Source organism: Paenibacillus hamazuiensis (assembly GCF_023276405.1).
Taxonomy (GTDB): Bacteria; Bacillota; Bacilli; order Paenibacillales; family NBRC-103111; genus Paenibacillus_AF; species Paenibacillus_AF hamazuiensis.
Genome location: NZ_JALRMO010000001.1, coordinates 2,842,112 through 2,861,924 on the forward strand (window position 1 = coordinate 2,842,112; position 19,813 = coordinate 2,861,924).

Sequence of the window (19,813 nt, forward strand, 5' to 3'; positions counted from 1 at the left end):
TTCCTCCCTTGAAAAGTCGGCCCCGCTGCTCGCGCATGCAGGGCCGCAACCGTTCGCTTAAGCCCTCTTACCAGCCGGGAAGATTAAGCTGCTTGGCCTGCTTCTGAACGTCTTTGTCGTAAGCCTCGGCGGCTTCCTGCGGCGTCTTGATGCCGCTGCCCGCTTCGATCGTAATGTTCTCGAGGCTTGGACCTTTAACCGGAGAAACGAACTCCAGCGCCGGGGCCGTTTTGCCCGAGTCGAAATACGGCTGCATATCCTTGACGCCTTCGTACGTATCGCTGGGCAAATTTACTCCTTTTACCACGTACGGGCCGGATGCCTTGTTTTTGGACGTCAGGATCGCCTGGCCTTCCGCGGATATGAAAAATTCAACCCACTTCTTGGCCGCATCGACGTTTTTGCTTTTCTTGTTAATATACAGCGCGCCCGGCATCCATACCGTGAGGCCGTTGATCTCGGCTTTGTCGCTCGGCAGCGGGAAGACGCCGATGTCTTTCACTTTATCGGGAAAATTTTGATTGACTACGTCGATGGCACTGGTCAACATAGGGTACTGGGCGCCGGTTCCTTCAGCCAGCATCTTCAGTGCGGCATCATAGGTGGTCGCTTGAAAATCCTTATTGTAATAGCCTTTCTTGAACGGCTCCTGCGTCTTCTCAAATCCGCGCAAAGCCGCCGGCGTGGTGGCGTATTTCGCCTTGTTCGCCGTGTAATCGCTCGCAAAATTCGGCGCCTGCGCCTGCACGTTATAAAAGTCGCCGAGTACGAACAACTGCGACGTCCAAGTGGTTTTGTAGGAAGCGATAATGGCCGTTTTGCCGGCGTTTTTGATCTTTTCGCTGTTGGCCATAAAGTCGGCCCATGTCTTCGGAATCTGGAGACCTAGATCGGCGTAGACCTTCTTGTTGTACAAAACGGCGCCGACGTTCGAGGAGCCGCTCGGCACGCCGAATATTTTGCCGTTTGCGGTAACCGTCGACTTAAAGGAGTCAAGAATATTCGCCATGTAAGGTTCTTTGGAGAGGTCGACGAAATTTTCTTCCGGTGAGAGCGCTTGCAGCAGCGAGCCCGAGTTGTACGCCAGAATGTCAGCCATATCGCCTGTGGCGAGACGCGTTTTGACCAGATTGTCGCCTTCGGTGCCGTCGGGTTTAATATCGAATTTGATCGCGATATTCAGCTTTTTCTCTGCTTCCGCCGCCACCGCCTGAAGCGCCGTGTAAAGCGTGCCCGTTTTGCCGACCATCAGGGTCAACGCCACTTTTTTGTCGGACGACGCCTGGCCCGAGGATCCCGTTTGCGAAGACGATCCCGATGAAGACGTGCCTGCGCCGCCCGAGCCTGCAGGGGCGTTAGTCGTGCTGCATCCTGTCAATACGGTGAAGAGCATGGTAGCACATGATGTTAACGTGACGAGTTTTGTGGTCTTTGTCATTCGTACATCACCCTTTTGCATAAAATGAAATTGGTCAAGCTGATTTGACACCAAGTAAGCGGTTTCAAACATTTGAATACTTGTGCTGCCCTTTCACTCTGCTCTCTCTGCAAAATGCGCTCGATTTGTCCGGTATCCCCCTTCCAAAGCAACGGGCGTTGGTGATTTTGCCTGTTTCCCTTATTGTAAAATGGTTTCTTCGTGCACATCATTGTCTATATAGCCATTCGCATGGCTGATTTTGCCATCTCTCCCGTTTTCTCGGACGCCATTCCCGGCAGTCCGCTCGGGCAAACCCGCTTTATGGGGTCAGGCAAGCGCAAAAAAGGAGCAAGCGCGAAACATCGCTGTTCCGCTGCCGCTCCGTCCATGCGGTAGTATGCTGTTGTTTTGCCCAAATCACTTTATACAACAACGGTTTTGGCCACCATCACCGTCGGATGGTCCGCCAGCGAAATCTCCTCCCCGGTATCGAGATACCGAATCGACGGGCGCTGCATATGAGCCGAAATTTTTACGACAATGGCGTTTTTCCCGTCGTTCATTTGCACCATCGTTCCGGGAGGATACGACGGTACGGACCTCGTGAACATATCGACGATATGGGGCGAGTAACCGGTGCCGCTCAGCGTCATCATATATTCCATAACTTCATGGGAAGGCATGTCCTTGGCCGTCGTCATATTTTCGTATACGTTGCACAATCCGCAAATCTGAGCATATTCGTGGAATGCGGCCCCGCTGATCGCCCGCGGATACCCTTTCCCATCCAGCGTCTCATGATGCTGGAACGCAACGTGCGCCGACAGCAAGTTCAACTCCCGGATCCCCCGCAAAATCGCGAAGCCCTCTTCGGGATGTTTCCTTTCGTCGGCTGCGGCAGCCTTGCCGATATCGTGCAGCAGACATCCGATCCCCAGATCGCGCAGCATTATTTCGTTGTAGCCAAGATTTTTGCCGATTTGCAGCGCAAGCAGCGCCACGTTGACGGCATGACCGTACGGCCTGATTTCGTCCGGCATGGCGTTCGTATGTATCGGAAGCACGATCGGTCTTCGCTTGACCTCGGCGATCAGTTGAGCCACGCTGGAGTGCACCCTCGCCAGCTGCAGCGCTTTTTTCGCCTTGACGGCGGCATACACGTCGCTGAGCACCTGAATGACGTCCATCCAGGTTGGCATATCGATCAGCTCATCCATCGTAATGCCCCGCGACTGCGCATCTTCGACAAACAAGCTGCGGATGCCGATTTCTTTCATTTTTTGCAAATACTTGGGGTGAATCGTTGTGTTCGCCGCAAGCAAAATGCGCCGGAACCGGTCGTAAACCGGCTTCGCCAGCTGCATGGTCAGTTCGTTATATTGCGCGATCGGAATAATTCTCATAAAGTCCTCCATTATGCGTGCATTCGATAATCGAATCGATTGTTTTTTTGCAGCCTTATGTATAAAGCACTAGTAATTATATCATCTTTTTGTCGTGTTGTGTATGAAGAACTAGTATTATATCGTTTTTTGTCGATATATGTCGTAATTGTTTTTTACGTCAGCCCCCTGTTTCCCGCCGTTTATGCCGAATGATATTGTAACCCGTTTTTGCGAGATGATTGTAGGAGCTGATATTATCGTGTTCTCCAATTATGATCTGCATAAAATGATTAAAAACCGTCAGGCTTTCCACATGGAAGCGCAGCTGCAAAAAAACGATGAGGCCGATCCGAACGCGGCAGACAAGCTGGAACGGATGAAAACGTACAAGCTGCTTTGCCAGCTGCGGGAGATCAAGCCGAAATAATCGCTCCCCACCGGAGGTCTGCAGCTAAATAGTTTGACACACATATGAAATTTTGTGCTATACTTTCCGAAACCATCATTTCATGGATCGGAGGGTACGTTTGTATGCAAACGAAAATGACGGCAGCCGCACGCAGCGTCCCGCTCAAGCAGAACGGCACGGTATTCGGCATCTTGCTCGCGATCAGCCTCGTTCATCTGCTCAACGATACGATTCAGTCGGTCGTACCGGCGATATTCCCCATCGTTAAAGATTCGTTGTCGCTCACGTATACGCAGCTCGGACTCATCGCCTTTGCGCTGAATGCGACCGCGTCGGTGCTTCAGCCGGCCGTCGGGCTATACAGCGACAGGAAGCCGCAGCCGTTTCTGCTGCCGCTCGGCGTCGTATCCACGTTACTAGGAGTGCTCGGACTTGCGTTTGCCTCCGGCTTTTGGACGATGCTGCTGTCCGTCGTGCTCGTCGGCGTCGGCTCGTCGGTGTTTCATCCCGAATCGGCCAAAGTCGCCTACCTTGCGGCAGGGCCGAGGCGGGGTCTCGCCCAGAGCATTTTCCAGGTCGGCGGCAACGCCGGTCAGGCGCTCGCACCGATCATGACAGCGCTCATCTTCGTGCCGCTCGGCCAGCCGGGCATTTTGTGGTTCTCGCTGCTGGCGGTACTGGCCATCGTCATTCAGCTGTTTACCGCGCGCTGGTACAGCGGGCGGCTGCGCTCGGATGCGGCGGGCAAACGGTCACGCAGCGGGGCAGGCATACCGCTCGCTAACCGCGGAAAAGTCGCAGCGGCGATATCGATTCTGGTGCTGATTCTCACCTCGAAGATGGCCTATTTGGCCGGTATCACCAGCTTTTACTCGTTTTATTTGCTGGAGCGGTTCGGTCTGTCCGTCGGGCAGGCGCAGTGGTGCGTGTTCGCGTTTCTGGCCGCCGGCGCAGTCGGAACGTTTTTCGGCGGCCCGCTTGCCGATTTGTGGGGACGCCGCAATGTCATCTGGTTTTCGATTCTCGGCGCGCTGCCGTTCGCTTTCCTGCTGCCTTACGTGAATTTTACGCTGAGCATCGTATTTTGCGTGATCATCGGATTTACGATCATGTCCAGCGGCTCGGTTAACGTCGTCTATGCGCAGGAGCTGCTTCCTGGCAACATCGGCACCGTGTCCGGCCTTTTCTTCGGGCTCGCGTTCGGGGCAGGCGGCCTCGGGGCGGCTGCGCTCGGCGCACTCGCCGACTCCACGAGCATCGAACACGTCATCAAGCTGTGCGCTTATTTGCCGCTCATCGGGCTGCTGGCGATTTTCCTGCCGTCGGACCGCAAGCTGAAAATATGGGCGGAAGAGGCGGAGCGCAGCCAAGCCGCGAAGAGCGGATCGGGCAGTTCCGGCGCTTGAAGCCGAAAAAGGGATAGGTTTTTCCGGAGCTCTTGCTCCGGCATGCCCTATCCCTTTTGCTGTTTTATGAATGCTCATATAATACCTAGTTCATCGGCCGGCTTGCCATATCCACTCCCCATCGTGCACAAAATTCGCCTTGACTCTGGCCAGTCTCATGCGCGGCAGCTTCGACCCTTCTTCCCAAGCCTTCTGTTCCGACATGACCATCGTGCGGAAGTTTTCGCTTTCGATCGCCAAATACGGAATCACGTTCCCTTCGTCGGCGGAAATCAGCGCATACACCCAGTCGCCTTCCGTCATCGTGCCGTGGTATGCCTTACCGCGATGCTCTTCCAGCCAGCTCTTAATCGTCTCAGGCAAACGGGGATCATCGATCTGCAGATCCTCATAACGTACTCCGTAACCGTGATAGACCCTTGGGGATACAGCCCCATTCGAGACTGCTCCCTTGGCTGCAAGCTCTTCCAATACCCGTTTGGCCTCGTCTACCTGGTCTCCGCCCGGGTACCGCTCGACGACCTGTTCGAGCCACTTTTTATCCCCGCTATGGTAGTACATCAGCATGAGCGCATCGTCGGCCAGCTCCGAATCCGGGTAACGCTCAACGAGCTGCCCGGCGTACTTCATCACATTTTCGTTCAGCTTGGATCCCGGCAAATGAAACGACACTTCCGTGCTGTAATGGCTCAACTTGCTATAAGTGAGCGCCGTGGAATAAAGCGTTTTTGCCGCCGTATTGCCGCTTGCCTGCTGCAGGTCGATCGCGGCGAACTTGTCGACCGCCTGAAACAAGTGATTGAACCTTCCGATGTAACCGTCCAGCGGTTCGTAGTATTCCATTTCCTTGATATGGCCGAACCAAAAGAAATTTTGACGTTCGCCCCGCCACAAATGATTGTAAAACAGCAACGGCTCGCGGTAAATCGCCGCGGCAAGCGCATATTGGCGGTCCGCCTTGTCAGCGGGGGACGCCGCTCCTTCGACTTCCTCCGCAAGCTTCGCCATCCGCTCCGCCAGAACAAGCTGCGAACGAACGTGCTCCCAGAACGGGTACTTATCCTGCGGCAGCAAAAACTCCGATTGCCCATCCGTGAGCCGGGGTGCGTACGCCTGAGAAAACAGGTCCTGACCTCCGTAGGCATCGATGAAAGCGCGCAGCGCATTCGCCGCTTCCCGATATTTTCCCGACCGCAGGGTCTCCACCGCCGAGGAATATTCGATCCACGGCTTCATCCAGGAAGGCAGCCGGTCTGTATGGACGCCGGCCAGCTTGTCCCCGGGCATCTCGACATCCAGCACGAACAGCAGCATGCCTCGGGCATCGTATCCGAGATCCCGGTCTCCCAGCCCCACCGCCCGGTTCAGCCAGTAAAGCGCATTTTCGCCGTCCCCGGTAAGCTGGTAACAGCGGGCAAGCCGGTACGCGGCATCGTCGGCAGACGGATGGTTCGGATACCGCGTCAAAAAATCAAGCCAGCGATCGATAGATTGCTGCGGGTGCTCATGGTCGATTCCGTCCGGGCTATACCAGGTGGCTTCGTCCTGCCAATAAAAATACGATTGGCCGCGAATCGATTCATACAGCCGGACACCTTCGGCCAGATTGCCGGAAGGGTACAGATCCGCGAGCACTTTCTCCACCCTTCCGTTCAACGGAAGGACGAAGCCGTCCCGCTCGCCACTGCGATAAAGCCTCCCCGCCGCTTCCTGATCGCCGTGGAACAGCACAAGATACTGGTCGATATTCTGTTCGATGACCGGGTCGCTTTCGGTGGCGGCGATATTTTTCACCCACTCCAGCGTCATCTTGTCTACATTCCGGCTTAACGCGGCTTGTATGACGGCTCGCCTCTGCGCCTTCGTAAGCTCGAAGCCTTCATAAATCCGGATCAGATCGGCGCCTTCCCGGCTGTTAACCAAATAATCGAGCACGCCGTCGCCTTGCGGCTTGCCGGAATAGGATACAAGCCATAAACCGACCTGATCCGGGTCAAGCCAGCCTTTGTTGTGCATGAGGCCGAGCAGCACCTCGGTCCCTTGGCGGTTGGCCGACGCGAGCCGCTCCAGAAGAAGCTGCTTCTGATCGCTGCCCAGCGCGCCGGCGACCAGCTCGAAGTACGCTCTCCTGTCGTAAATATCCGCGGGAAATGCCCGGGTCCAGTCCAAAAGCACGTCGACCAGACGCGAATCGTTCCAAAGCAGCGCCACCTCCGCCCAAAATCTCCAGTCGGGAGGCAAGCTGTCGCGTTCGGATACGGCATTCGTTTGACCCCCGTCATTCTTCAAAGTGAGCCGCTGCCGTGCTGTGCCGATCAACTGCTCTTTCGCAGCAGTCAGCTGTCCGGCCAGCTCCGGCGGGATCGACCGGTCATGCTCGTACGCCGCTTTGGCATCGTTTACCGTGCGGGTCAGCTCCTCCGGCCAGCCGGGATTTTGCGCCATCTCCAGCGCCGGCTCGGACGTCTTGAGCGCTTCGGCCGATGTGATGCCGGCCGCCGTCAGTGCCGCCGCGAGCGTCAAAATAACAAACCGGGGAGCTTGCTTCATCGTCTTCACCTTTTCCTATAATTTTCCACCATATGTTAGACGACGATAAAATAGCCGAAGTTGCAGCCTGGCCCGGAAAAATTTCAATTCCCTCTCACGAACCGCGCGTAGTAGGAGTTATCCGGTATCGCGCGGATAAGCCGTTCTGCCAGGTCATTCATGCGGGAGAGCAATCCGCGGGCTGGCCAGGCCGCCGGAAGCAGCTCGTCCGGTAGCATCGGATCGATCAAATAAAGCTCGCTGATCGCCTCCCCCAGCTGCAAATAAGCGACAAATACGTCCAGCGGCTCGGGCTCGCCGTCAAATATGCGGTTAACGACGGGTTCGAACTCGCTCACCAGCCAGCGCTCCTTCTCCCCGTACGCCGCAGCTACATCGCCGAGGCGCCATATACCGGCGGCCGCCTCCGGCGATAGTCCGCTCCCTTCCAGCCCGGCGCCGCGGAACACAGTGACCTGCTCTGCCGCATCATGTTTGGCGATCAGCTCCGCCACCTCCGCCTGGTATGGCCAAGGCGCCAAATAGACGCCGCCATGCAGCAGGCCGAAGCCCGTTTGCAGCAAATCTGCGCGGAATTGATCGCGCTTGCGGCGAAGCGCTTCGGGAAACTCCGCCAAAACCAGGTGCCATTTGCCGTCCCAAATTTGCCCGTACAGCCCGGGCTTCCTGTTGATGGAGCGGATAAAAGCTCTCCCCGCATCCGTGATCCGGTAAATGGAACGCGACGGAGAGTCTACGTACCGCTCCTTCTTTAAACGGGACAACGCATTGCGTATGTATGGCGCGGAATACCCCCTGCGCTCATAAATCCTGATCAATTCGTGAGGCTCCAGATCGTCAGCCCGCGACAGCAAAAATAAAACCTGTTTATCGATGGATAACAAATTTGTCCCTCTCCTTGACAAAGGCAACATTTGGTTATAACATAAATATCGTCGACAGATCATTTTATTGTTATATCGGTAGATCTACCCTATCTTATTGTACAACAAAACCAAATACGAGGAGAGGTTAAATATGTTGAACATTTATAAACGGAGCACTTTATGGGCCGGAGCGCTGCTGCTCGCCTTGTCATCCCCCGCTGCGGCAGGCGCGGAAGCCGTCAAACCGGCCGATACTCAGAAGGACGTCATGAAAAACGTCGCCTCCTACCAGCAGTGGAATACTCCTTTCAAAATCGTCTATAACGGCAAACCGCTGCAATCCCAGGGAATCATGATCGGCACCCGCATGCTTGTCCCGGTCCGCGAGCTGTTTGAAGCCGCAGGGGCCGCAGTGACGTGGGACGCGGATACGCAAACCTTGCATGTCCAAAGGAACGGGCTCTCCCTTGCCCAAAAGCTCGGGCAGCGTACCGTCATCGTCAACGGTACGTCTTATGAACTGGACAACGAATCGCTGCTCGAAAACGGCAGCTTCATGGCATCGGAGAAAATTGTGCCGCTTGCGCTCGGCTCGGAGCTCCGGTGGGATTCCGCCGGAAGAACGCTTGCGGTGAATGCCAGGCCGGACCACGAGTCTTTCCACATTAAGTCTGCCGCTTTTAATGCAAATGAAGATATTCCCGTGCAATACGCTCACGGCGGCGTCGCCGGGGGACGGAACATCAGCCTCCCGGTAAGCTGGGAAGGCGCTCCGCAGGGCACCAAATCGTATGCGGTCGTCATGTACGATATCCACCCGATCGCCGACAATTTCATCCATTGGAGTGTACTTAATCTGCCGGCTTCGACGAACCGGCTGGAGGAAGGCGCCGCAGGCCATCTGCCGGAAGGAACCGAATTAAACGCCTATTTCGGCATGGAACCTCCGCGTTATTCCGGCGACCACCTGTATCGCGTCGTTGTATTCGCCCTCGATACCGAGAAGCTGGAGGTCGCAAACGCACCCGTATTTTTCGAACAGCTCGAGCCGATCCTGAAGGAGCATACGCTCGCTTTCGCCGAACTGGACGGCTTCTTTAAGCAATAACGGAAAACCTTCGGGCCCGTCTTTCGGTGCAAAGTAACTTTGCAAATTAGGGCGGGTCTCCTCCTACTCCGCCGCATTCAGCAAATGCAGCAGCAGGCTTCCATGAAGCTAAAAAGAGCCCGGCCTAAGCCAAGCTCTGCACTATTCCTACTTCGCCGCCGCTTTGGCCGCCTCGATATCTTTGGCCGCCTGCTCATTCGCCTTGCGCAGCGCCGAATTGACGTCGGACTTGCCGAGAATTACTTCGGTAAAGGCGGCGTTCAGCTGCTTGTCGGCGAGATCCTCGTATACGTTTCTTTGCGGGATCGGTGCCGGTTTTGCCGGATAAAACGCCCTGATGTTTTTCCCCTTTAACTGAGGTTTGCTTTCTCCGAAAGCAGCGACGATTTTTTCGCTGTTTTTGATAACCGGAAGCCCGGTGCCGTCTTTGGCGAATTTGAGCTGCATCTCCTCGCTTGTCAAATAGGCGAGTATTTGGAAGGCGGCTTCTTTGTTTTTACTGCTGCTGACCACGCCTGCATACGTCGGATACATTTGCGAGCCAGTCCCCGGAGCTTCATTAAATGTCGGAAGCGTGACGGCGTCCAGATTCATATCCTCCGGAGCGGCAATCATCGCGCTGTTAAAATAAGCATACATGGCGAGCGTGCGGCTTTTCGTAAACAGATCCAGCTCGTTCGGCTTCTTGTCCTTCAGCTCCGCTCCGGGCACCATGTAAAACCGCGTATAATTTTCAATCAGCCTGCGGAACGAATCGGTCGCGATTTGCGGAGTATTCGTTTTAATATCGACATAAGGCAGTCCAAGCTGGTTGGTCCGCATCATATGGCTGGTCGACATCATCAGACCGTAGTACTGCGTCCCTCCCTCCACGCGCGTCATTTTCTTCGCCAGCTCATACGTTTCGTCCCACGTCATGCCGTCCTTCGGATAAGGAACGCCGAATTTGTCGAATAGGTCCTTGTTATAGATGAGCGTCTCCGCCGTGGTGAAAATCGGCAGCGCATACATGCCCCCGCTGCTGAAGTTTTTCATATACTCCACCATCGTCGGTTCCAGCCGGTTCAAATCGAAGTTGTATTTTTTGATCAGATCGGTGTGGTCCATTTGAAGCTTGTAGTTCGGAAATTGCGGCAAAAAGGCGATGGACAGCAGCATAATATCGATATCATTGCCCGATGTTATCACACCGTCGATCCCGACGTTTTTATCGTAAGGAATAAACTTCGGCGTAACGTTAGGAAACTTCGCTTTTATCGCATCGCCCATCAACTTGTTGAATTCGTCTTCGGTTGTCGCATTATTCGGACGGTAAAAGGTGATTGTGACAGGCTCGTTGCTTGAAGCCAAATCCTTCACATCCCCCGACTTCACCCCCTGATCCCCTTGAGAAACGCCGCCTCCACCCCCGCAGCCGGCCAAAGAAACCGCAGCAGCGACGGACAGCGACCAAGAAACCGTCTTCCGCCATGACATGACATTTCCCTCCCCTTCTTCGTAAAAGCGCTTTCAACATATTGTACCAAGGGAGGGCGGCGGTTTCGTTAGCGGATATTAAGAAATTGTTGTCTATTCTTCATTTCCTCGCCTATCATCCGAATAAAAGGTCCATGATCGTTCCCAACCTTCCCGATGTATGTCCTCTCAGCACATCGGGATTATACACCTCGACAAAACCGCAATTCGTACAAGACACAAATAAAAAATGGTTATACTCAATATCAAAAATTTTGCTCAACCCTGTTCCGCTCATGGAAACTTCTTTGGTTAAACATTCATTGTGGTTGCATTTCGAGCACCGGAACTTGTTCATGATGATTTCTTCGATGCTGGCATGCATAATTGCCTGATCGACAGAATTCGTTTTTGGTTGAACATGTTCGGGCAAAACCTCGTGTTTGCACTCCGGACAAATATTATCGACGAGTTCGACTTCGCAAGAGAACCACGGGCATTGAATCATAAGCCGTCCCTCCGTTTTGGATTATCCTCGCTCGATATTTTGAATCATCATTCCGGTGGTTAAATGGCCGGATTTTGCGATTTTCGTCGCCAAATAGCGAACGTTATGCTTGGATATACTGCCCCATATCGAAATATGACGATCGGTCGACAAGCCCTGCTCCCGCAGCGATTCCAATTTTTTCGGATTGTTTGTGATCAAAGTGACCGGCTTTGAACGTAACCCCCGAAGCACGCGGATGGCTTCGTCATAAGAACGTTGATCGTCCGCAAAGCCGAGACCGTGATTCGCTTCCACTGTATCGAAGCCTTCTTCCTGCAGCAAGTATGCCAGTGATTTGGCAAAAAGCCCGATTCCGCGTCCCTCGTGGTCGGCTAAATAAAAAAGAGCGCCGCTGCCATTGTCCGCGATCATACGCAGGGCGCGCTGCAGCTGGTAACCGCAGTCGCAGCGCTTGCTCCCGAAAATGTCCCCCGTATGGCAAATGCTGTGCATCCGGACAAGCGCCTGCTGCGAATGGGAGAAATCTCCGAAAACAAGCACGGAGGATTGCTGAAATGAAGCAAGCTCCGCCTTCGGCAGCATGTCGAGCAGGTCTTCCTTTTGCACATCGGTTTTTTCCGTGTTTAACCAAGTGTACCATTGAAAGGTGATTTCCCTATCTTCGAGCTGAACGGGAAGCTGAACCGGACCGACCAAAGCGATATCCGAAGCTCCCGGCTGCGTTAAAATGGTCATCTTGTCCGCCAGCATTTCTCTGACTAGGCTTGTTTGCATCAACGTTCCGCTCCTTGTATAAGATGGCTGCTGTTTGCTTCCGCAAAATCGTGACGGACCCGTTTCACTATGTGCTGACCCATGCTCTTAAAACAAAAAAACTTTGCGATCAACGATATTTGCGACAAAAAAATCCCCGCCATCGTTGCCGACGACAGGGATGGAGATATAAAACATCACGAAGAGACCGCAGAGACGGTCCTTCCGGGATTCTCCAAACGATACGGCAACTGGCTGGCATCGGACTGCAGCACCTGCAATCCCTTAGCCCCTGTAGCTTTGCGTCGCTAATTTTCACTAGCTTTGCCTGTTCGATTTCTCCAAAACACAAACTAAATATAAACTACAATACCTGAAATTACAAGGGTCATCCCCAAAATTCATCCAATATTTACTTGGAAGCCAGAGTCACAATCCAAGAAAGCTTTCATTCAAGTAGATGTTTTTTTTCAACATGTTTCTTACTCTTGCCGCGGTTTCTTTTCCTTTGATCAGATTAAACATTCTGTGCAGCAAGACCCATCTCAGACAAGCCATTGCTTCGAATAATTCCAGTTCATCCGCTTCATATCGAGTTGCCGCCAACAGGGCCGAACGGTAAATCGAGCCGTTTCTTTCACTCACAAACACGGTGATCAAAACGATCGACCAAGCCAGATCGTACCTCGGATCGCCCATTTGTCCATTCGTCCAGTCAATTACGGTATACCTTCCTGCGGTTTCCAAAATATTGCCTAAATTAAAATCTCCATGAATCAATTTATCCTGTTTCATTTGGCTTTGCTTAACGAGTTGAAGGAGCAAGGGATGTATATCTTTATGTTCTTCCACTCGCGGATAAAAATAAGTTACAAAGTCGTATTTTCGAACGATGCTTTCGTCCAAATCTTCAAGCGGGAACTTGTGAATGCCGGTCAATATTTTCGCAATTTGAGCAAATAACGACTTGTTCACTTTCCTTACTGGTTCGCCGTCAAAACTTGTTAACAATACCTGGTTATTATTGTTATCCAGTCCCCACCCCAAAGGTTCCGATACCGATAACCCCCGGTCAAATAATGCCTGCAGCAGCTTGTACTGATTCTCGATACTGGGCTTCGATGACCGGTTCCATACTTTGAGCACATAGTCGGCTCCTTTTAGACGAATTCTTGTCACTTCAGCCTCGAGGCCGGGAGCCAAAGGGATTGCTTCAATTGAGTCGCTTGACGAGAGCAGCACATCAACAACCCGGCTTTTTTCTTTCCAACGGATGCCGCTGATCGGGTTCATGGCACAAAATCCACCTCAATCTTTCCTTCTGCTATCATTGATTAGAATGTCTAGTCTTTCTATGATTCTTTCGTCGTTTTGAAGTTTTTTCCTTAGTTTGTAATCGATGCTGCTCAGTCCAAAAATCATAATTGAAAAACGTCATAATCTTCCGGTAATTTTGAAGCGGAAGGCTTATTTTTACAGGCATTAATAATTTCCAGCTTTAGCTTAAGATCGTACATTTCATTACATTTCTCAATAATTTCTTTTAATGGTTCAACGAAAGCCATTTCCGATTCCAGATATATAACTACCATGTATACAGCCACTTTTATTTGTTCAGAAATCATATATTGGCATAGCTGCTTTTCAATCCCGTGCTTTAACTTTTTATTTCTTGCCAGCTTCACTTCGATCAATAATCTTTCATTCGATCCCCTGCTTAATTTAAAATCTACAGGTCCTCTTCCTGTGTTTGCTTCACGAGATATATTAATATTATTTAAACTAAAAAAAACAAAGGAAATACCAAAAAACAGGTTTTGAACCGACGCTTCATCCCTTGGTTCCTGCTCGTTATCCCAAAGTAATTTGTAAATACCACGATTCATAATCGAGTGTTGAAAATATTTTATTCCTTCCCGGACTGTCCGCTCAAAATTATCGTCTTTTGAATTTTTGGTTTTTGACAGTCTCAGAAATTCTTCCTCTATATCAGTGGGCATCAAATCAGTATAAGTATGTAAATTAATTCTAAGTTGTTTAAATTGGGTATCTGTCATCGTTTTAAAGCAAGAGTAGTATAAGGCGACATCCAAAAAATCAACATCCTGAAAACAATTATTATAAAAAAAATCAAACTTAAAACGGTTTATGTCTTCAAGGCTCCAATCCTCATCCTCGTCAACGAAATTTTCAAAAATGGCTTCATTGGTATCCGTATGTTTAAAAAACAACGCTTCATTATTTTCTTTCCAGAATTCTTCATCGGCTTCTTCGCAATACTCGATAATGTTATACAGAGCATACTCGTGCAATGGAGTTAATGTATGTATAAAATCGTCTCTCGTCCAATAAAACAATTCCTCAACAGCCTTTATACACTTTGCTTTCCTGCTAAAATAGACCAGTTCCGGAAATATATCCGAATACAGGTCATCAAAATTTTCATCCAGATCCTTTTGAATGTCCATATAAAAGTGGATAAAAGATTCCAAGTGAGCATTTGCAGCTTCTTTTACTTCGTCTGGAACACCATGATAAATTTCAATCATTCTTAATCCCCTCGATTTTACGTCCAACACCGGTCACAATCCGACAACTTCCCCTTCCATTATACCAATCAAACCATTTATTAGAAATTAAAAAGGGAGCTCACAAAGTTTGTAAAACTTTGCAGTCTCCCGATGTTTTCGTTTTCTAAAGCCCCGAGTTCAAAATGTGTCAGAGCAGCGTCACGACAACGTCTCCCACTTGGCCCACAGCTCCGGTGGGTTCAACTCGTATACTTCATTCTCCCTGAACATGAATTGATGCATGATAAACTCCCTGCGTATCGTCGCGAAGTCGTCATGAAACCGTTTGATGAAGTCGTTGATTTCTTTCTCCGTATATTTTCGGCCCTTGTCCAGTTGGGAGACGACATGTTCCAGGACGATCAGCTTTTTCTTAAGCTGGACGGGAACATGCTTTAATTTGCCCTCCGCTGTAAAAAAATTTTTCAGAACGGAATCCTTTAACCGTTTGTTTTTCTCATCCATCGCTTCGGGACCTCCTGGCGCGCTAACGTTTTTGTAAATCAACTCGACCGTAGCCGCCGAGCTGCTTTTAAGGAAGTAGTGATTCAGCGAAAAATAAATCGTGTTTTTATCGCGCCGTTCGTTTATCAGGCTCGCTTCGCGAAGCTTGGCGGCATGATGCGTGACGGTTGCTGGAGATATGCATAATTTTTCCGCCAAAATCTGGCCGTTCATTTCGCCTTCCGCCAGAAGGATCAGAAATCGGATCCGCGTCGGATCGGCCAGTGCTTTATGGTAGCTGACGACTTTATCCAATTGCATAACGGATAGTTCACCTCATTATTTCATCATAATCGAATTTGGTATTTATCTAATTAGATAATAATCTAATTACAAACGATTGTAAATAGGCAAAACAAAAAGCCTGTTTGCACAGGCTTTTTTAAAAAAATCGGCTTTATCGGCCTTAAGCTTCTGGCTTCAAGCGTTCTCCCAAAGATTTTTCAGCGCTTCCGCATAGTTTTGGAGCGCCTGGCGCGCCGCCGGCGTGATGCTGTCAGCCATTTCGTCGCGGGTCAAATGCTTGACGAAATTGTCCAGAAATTTCGCCGCCTGCTTCACCGAGCCTTTGTCGTTTTGATGGCGAGCCTGATCCAGGCTGCCCATCAGCTGCGGTACGAGCGGACCGCGAACGGCCCCTGTCGTCACATAGCCGTCCAGCAAAGCAGATAACGTATCCCAAGTCGGAGTTACCTTGAACGTAATTGCCCCCGTCTTCACGTTGCCCGCAGTGTCCTCCGCCTTGAAGTCAATGCGGCTCTCCCCGAGCAGCCCGGCAAGCGGCAGAGCGGCTTGCGACGCGTAGGTAGCGCCCGCAACCGTAAAGCTCGTGTTCGCAATGCCGGACAAATTGTCCGAAGCCCGAAGCTGCAGCGCGAGCGTCACCGTATCGGCGAACACTGCACCGTCTGCCAATTGCTGCCCGTTCGCGAGTAAGGTCGCCAGCGGGGCCGATTTATCTATGCGGAACGTCTGCGCATTCTCCGACTCGGCCATTCCGTCTTCGTTCAGGTAACGGTAGCTCAGCGTATGCGTGCCTTCCTCCGTCAAACGGATCGGCGAGCCGGCATACTCCTGCCAAGCGGCCTCCGCATCCGTCCGGTATTCGACCCGCCCGACGCCGGGCTCCGTATTCAGCGGACTGAGTGCGACGCTGACGTCCGACCGGTACCAGCCGCTGTGCTCCGTTCCTTGCACCTTCGACTGTACGACAATGACGGAACCGGGGCCGACATCCGAGACGGTCAGCGGCCGTCGACGAACCGGGTCGCCCGAATATTCGTCCGCACCGGTATCCGCTGCCTGGCGCGGCTGACCGTCCATATCTTCAACGAGCAGCGGGCTGCTCCACATCGACGCGTCGATAGCCGGGCTTCCCGCCGTCAGCCTGCTCACGCCGTCCGCCTGGACAAGCAGCGGATCGATCTCCCGGATCTCGTCCGCGGTTCGCGAAACGTTCGAGAGCGTTCCGCCGCCGAACCCGATGTTTCCGTAAAAGGCGGTGTTTGTTTCTTTCATTTCGTTATACAGAGGCCCGCCGCTGCCGATGACGATGTTGTTCGCCACAATGCTGTCCACCGGTGCGTACGTATAGCTTTTGCCGATCACAATACCGGAAGAGCTGCCGACGATCGTGTTGTTGAACACCTGGGCGCGGTACACCCGCCAATGTTTGGTCAGTACGGACGAATCGTAGTTTTTGCCGTCCGGCCCCGCATCGTAATCGCCGCCGTCGATATGAATCGTGCCCGGAATATTTTCGAAGTAATTGTTGTATATTTTCTGATCGTTCGCATAAATACGCAAGCCGCCGACGCCCGGTTTGTCGCCGGTACGGAAAAAATAGTTGCCGTAATAGCTGTTTGCATGTCCGTGACGGGCGGTAACCTGGCCTTTGTTATCGATGAACGTGTTGTAACGGATCGTGTTGTTTCCGCTCTTTACGCTGATGATTTCGGCATCGCTGTCGCAGTTCACGAACAAATTGTACTGAATCGTCGTAAAACCGCTGCTCATCGAGGAGCCGGACAAACCGACGCGAATCGTCTCCCCGCCGTTCTCCGTCTGCGGCGCCGCGTCATGGAAATAATTGTACTCGATGACGTCGTATTGTGACATCACCGTTCCTTGAAAAGCGATCATTTGCCCCAAATCGCCGCGCGGTCCGAACTCGTTGCGATCGATCCGGTTATGGTGGCTGTTCGAGCCTGAAAACTGCAGCCATTTGAACCCGCTCGGATTGTTGATATTGGCCAGCGCGAACGTATTGCGGGTAACGCGAATGTGGTTCGAGTTGTTCAGATTTACCGCCGTAACGGTTCCGGTAAATTTCATGCCTTGAATAACGACATACGACGAGTTGCTGATATTGAAGCCGGCTTTCCCGCTAATGACCGCCTTTCCCGCGTGTCTGGCAGCAATGGTGATCGGGCTGTCGGAGGTGCCGTTTTTACCGCTGATGCTGAACGTGCTGTTTTGCGCATACTCGCCATCCTCGAGCAAAATCGTCGTGCCCGCCGTCGCGGCGGCGATGGCCGCAGCAAGCTCCGATGCGTTCGAAACGCTAACCGCATCAGCTGTATCGGCTGCGGAAACCGGCGCATAAGTCGAGTTGGAAGCGCTCACAAAGTTGCCCTGCTCTGCGTTGCCCGAACCCGCCGCCAACCCGGCTGCAGGCAATGCAAGAACGCCGATACAAACCATTTGAAGGACTTTGAACATATTTTTTTTCAAATCATCATAACCGCCTTTCCACATATGGGATTGCTTCAATCCGGAAGCGTTTCGAGGCGATTATAGCATACTTCAATATGTACAAAGCTCCGATGTAGTTGCACTATATTAACCATTTCGTGATAGCGCTTTCTTTATTTTCCGTGCCGCCACATAATTTTTCTATTAATACCGGCAGAGCCTGCGCGCACTCGTTTTTGTAGGTGCCGAAGCTTCCCTGCCGCATAATCCGAAAACCTGCCTGCAAATAGATGCCGATCGCTTTATAACTCCACGTTTGCGTGTGCAAGTAAATGTCCAGGTCGCCTTCCAAATGCAGCAATCTTTGCAGCCCTTCGGCAACGAGCGCCTTCCCGAGCCCGAATCCCTGATACTCCGGCTTAACGGCCACCCAATGAATGGAAGGATCGCGCCGCCGGCCGGTGTAATTCCACCAGCCGGTAATTGCGGCGACTTCTTCTCCCTTTTCCGTAACAATAAACAGCAACCGTCGTTCAAGTTCCGGAGAGAACGGCAAATATTCGCTTGCAAAATATTTCAATGCATCCGCAGTGCGCTCAAATTCGCCGACCGAGGTAACGATCTCCGCCCATTTCTCTTCCTTGCCTGGAGTAAACAATGAAAACCTGAAGCCCGCGGGAAGCGCGAATTTCGGAACGGATGAACCTGCTTGACGCAGCATGATAACGTGATAATAGGGCAGTGTTTTATCGAGCAAACGGGTTCACCTGCATTCATCGAAAATATACGCCGGCTTGCGTACGTTTAATCAATGGTTGGAAATAAACTGGCTTTCGAACGAAACGGCGGAAGTCACGGCAGGATCTTCAGCGAGCAGCTCCGCCACAGGGGTGGGGGCGGGAAATGCGGATATCAGCTTTTTGGTCGAGATCGCGAGTATCTTCGGCGTCAAAAGTTCAGGCCGCGCCTGCAGCCTGGCTTTGCCATCCGGGTGAATGGCATACAGCAGCGCCCGCAGGTAAATGCGGGAGGCGAATAAAAACCATCCGCGCGGCAAATCGGTAATCGTAAATCCGAGCTGCTCGGCGCCGCGGTGGATCATCGTGATGCCATAAACCGCCTTAACCGGTCCTTCGGCTGCGTCTTTCAGCAAATTAGCCGTAATTTGCGGCAATGCCTCTTTGACGGTGCGGATCAATTTCACCGCAAGCTGCATAGTCGAACGGGTTTCGGCGGCGATCGCCAGCAATACTTTATTGTTAAAATGCAGCTCGATCACGCGGTCGCCGCTTGCCAGCGTCTCGCCGTCCGCGAGCGGAATCGGTTTTCCCCGGTACGTGACCGTACGGTAAAACAGGAACGGATTTTCCGGGTCCACCTGCTTGATTCGGAACAGCAGATGAAAAAGCTCATCCCATTTGAACCACAGGGAGGCGAACAACCGTTTCGTGAGCCCAATTTTCGCATGCCCGCTTCGTTCGTCCTGCGAAATCTTTTCGTCTATCCGTTCAAAGTTGTATCCTTTGGCCTGCGCTTCGCCGATAAATTCATGCAGCGCCTCAAGCATGTAGACCGGGGCGTCCAGATCGGCGCCGAACGTCCGTCCGCTGTCATGCAGTACGATCACGGCCCCTGGCCGCAGCTTGGATAGCAGCCTCATTTTGATTTTTCTTTTGCCTCCGCGGCTTCTCCAGTCGCCGACAATAATGGACCACATAATCATCCGGAATCTTTTCATCAGCAAAAAATCGAAGATGTTGATGATCCCCCACGGCGGCCGGTAATGAACGGGACGAATTCCGACGATGCGTTCGATGACGCTGACGGAATGTTCGATCTGCCTTCTGACCCGCTTCGGCGTCATCAGGGCGTTCGCCCAATGCACATAATTATGTACGCCGACCAGGTGCCCCTCTTCATGCATCCGCACGATGAGCTCGGGATGCTGCTCCGCCTTCGAGCCGAGCACAAAAAACGTCGCTTTAATTTGATGCTCCCCCAGCAAATCAAGCAGCCGGGGTGTGTATTCCGGATCCGGGCCGTCGTCGAACGTGAGCGCGATGCTTCGTCCGGCCGTCCCTTGTCTGTATACTCCGAAGCCGAACAGCCGAATGACAAAGGTTGGAATGATCGTATACACGAGTAAACCGCACACGATTAGGATCAATATATGATTCATGCC

At 52.1% G+C, this 19,813-nt stretch carries 16 protein-coding genes and 1 riboswitch; of the genes, 3 read left to right on the forward strand and 13 right to left on the reverse strand.

Features of this window, described 5'->3' with window-relative positions:
- Nucleotides 1-67 precede the first annotated feature (67 nt).
- Both MYS68_RS12445 and MYS68_RS12450 read right to left on the reverse strand, forming a co-directional pair.
- On the reverse strand, nucleotides 68-1,438 hold the full coding sequence (locus MYS68_RS12445; protein ID WP_248926145.1) for an ABC transporter substrate-binding protein: 1,371 nt from the start codon (nucleotides 1,436-1,438) through the stop codon (nucleotides 68-70).
- Between the two features lie 404 nt (nucleotides 1,439-1,842).
- The gene (locus tag MYS68_RS12450; RefSeq protein WP_248926146.1) at nucleotides 1,843-2,823 is read right to left on the reverse strand and encodes an HD-GYP domain-containing protein; all 981 of its coding nucleotides are present in this window, start codon (nucleotides 2,821-2,823) and stop codon (nucleotides 1,843-1,845) included.
- 241 nt (nucleotides 2,824-3,064) lie between these two features.
- Between MYS68_RS12450 and MYS68_RS12455 the strand changes: the two genes are divergently transcribed.
- On the forward strand, nucleotides 3,065-3,232 hold the full coding sequence (locus MYS68_RS12455) for a hypothetical protein (protein WP_248926147.1): 168 nt from the start codon (nucleotides 3,065-3,067) through the stop codon (nucleotides 3,230-3,232).
- A 104-nt stretch (nucleotides 3,233-3,336) separates the two neighbouring features.
- The gene (locus MYS68_RS12460; protein WP_248926148.1) at nucleotides 3,337-4,620 is read left to right on the forward strand and encodes an MFS transporter; all 1,284 of its coding nucleotides are present in this window, start codon (nucleotides 3,337-3,339) and stop codon (nucleotides 4,618-4,620) included.
- A gap of 90 nt (nucleotides 4,621-4,710) precedes the next feature.
- Here MYS68_RS12460 and MYS68_RS12465 read toward each other — a convergent pair whose 3' ends face one another.
- Both MYS68_RS12465 and MYS68_RS12470 read right to left on the reverse strand, forming a co-directional pair.
- Entirely contained in the window at nucleotides 4,711-7,170 is a 2,460-nt protein-coding gene (locus tag MYS68_RS12465; protein ID WP_248926149.1) for a tetratricopeptide repeat protein, read from the reverse strand.
- A gap of 83 nt (nucleotides 7,171-7,253) precedes the next feature.
- Nucleotides 7,254-8,054, reverse strand: coding sequence for a PaaX family transcriptional regulator C-terminal domain-containing protein (locus tag MYS68_RS12470; RefSeq protein ID WP_248926150.1), 801 nt, complete (start codon nucleotides 8,052-8,054; stop codon nucleotides 7,254-7,256).
- A 133-nt stretch (nucleotides 8,055-8,187) separates the two neighbouring features.
- Between MYS68_RS12470 and MYS68_RS12475 the strand changes: the two genes are divergently transcribed.
- A complete protein-coding gene (locus MYS68_RS12475; protein WP_248926151.1) occupies nucleotides 8,188-9,144 on the forward strand; it encodes a YbhB/YbcL family Raf kinase inhibitor-like protein in 957 nt (318 codons plus the stop codon).
- A gap of 147 nt (nucleotides 9,145-9,291) precedes the next feature.
- On the opposite strand, the gene MYS68_RS12480 is transcribed toward MYS68_RS12475, so the two are convergent.
- From MYS68_RS12480 to MYS68_RS12520, 9 genes are all read right to left on the reverse strand, one after another.
- Nucleotides 9,292-10,620 (reverse strand): extracellular solute-binding protein, encoded by a 1,329-nt coding sequence (locus tag MYS68_RS12480; RefSeq protein ID WP_248926152.1) that lies wholly within the window; start codon nucleotides 10,618-10,620, stop codon nucleotides 9,292-9,294.
- A 115-nt stretch (nucleotides 10,621-10,735) separates the two neighbouring features.
- Entirely contained in the window at nucleotides 10,736-11,107 is a 372-nt protein-coding gene (locus tag MYS68_RS38835) for a zinc ribbon domain-containing protein (RefSeq protein ID WP_338043570.1), read from the reverse strand.
- 21 nt (nucleotides 11,108-11,128) lie between these two features.
- On the reverse strand, nucleotides 11,129-11,884 hold the full coding sequence (locus tag MYS68_RS12490) for a GTP cyclohydrolase II (RefSeq protein ID WP_248926153.1): 756 nt from the start codon (nucleotides 11,882-11,884) through the stop codon (nucleotides 11,129-11,131).
- A gap of 222 nt (nucleotides 11,885-12,106) precedes the next feature.
- Nucleotides 12,107-12,202: riboswitch (cyclic di-GMP riboswitch) on the reverse strand.
- A 90-nt stretch (nucleotides 12,203-12,292) separates the two neighbouring features.
- Nucleotides 12,293-13,156 carry an aminoglycoside phosphotransferase family protein gene (locus tag MYS68_RS12495; protein WP_248926154.1) on the reverse strand — a complete coding sequence of 288 codons (864 nt, stop codon included), beginning with the start codon at nucleotides 13,154-13,156 and terminating at the stop codon, nucleotides 12,293-12,295.
- A 125-nt stretch (nucleotides 13,157-13,281) separates the two neighbouring features.
- Nucleotides 13,282-14,412: a hypothetical protein gene (locus MYS68_RS12500; protein ID WP_248926155.1), complete on the reverse strand. Its 1,131-nt coding sequence runs from the start codon at nucleotides 14,410-14,412 to the stop codon at nucleotides 13,282-13,284.
- 180 nt (nucleotides 14,413-14,592) lie between these two features.
- Complete coding sequence (locus tag MYS68_RS12505) at nucleotides 14,593-15,198, reverse strand: DUF2087 domain-containing protein (RefSeq protein WP_248926156.1); 606 nt, start codon at nucleotides 15,196-15,198, stop codon at nucleotides 14,593-14,595.
- A 159-nt stretch (nucleotides 15,199-15,357) separates the two neighbouring features.
- Nucleotides 15,358-17,670, reverse strand: coding sequence for a polysaccharide lyase 6 family protein (locus MYS68_RS12510; protein WP_248926157.1), 2,313 nt, complete (start codon nucleotides 17,668-17,670; stop codon nucleotides 15,358-15,360).
- A gap of 103 nt (nucleotides 17,671-17,773) precedes the next feature.
- Nucleotides 17,774-18,388, reverse strand: a complete 615-nt coding sequence (locus MYS68_RS12515; RefSeq protein WP_248926158.1) for a GNAT family N-acetyltransferase — start codon at nucleotides 18,386-18,388, stop codon at nucleotides 17,774-17,776.
- Nucleotides 18,389-18,439: 51 nt separating this feature from the next.
- Nucleotides 18,440-19,810 carry a polysaccharide deacetylase family protein gene (locus MYS68_RS12520; protein ID WP_248926159.1) on the reverse strand — a complete coding sequence of 457 codons (1,371 nt, stop codon included), beginning with the start codon at nucleotides 19,808-19,810 and terminating at the stop codon, nucleotides 18,440-18,442.
- Nucleotides 19,811-19,813 lie beyond the last annotated feature (3 nt).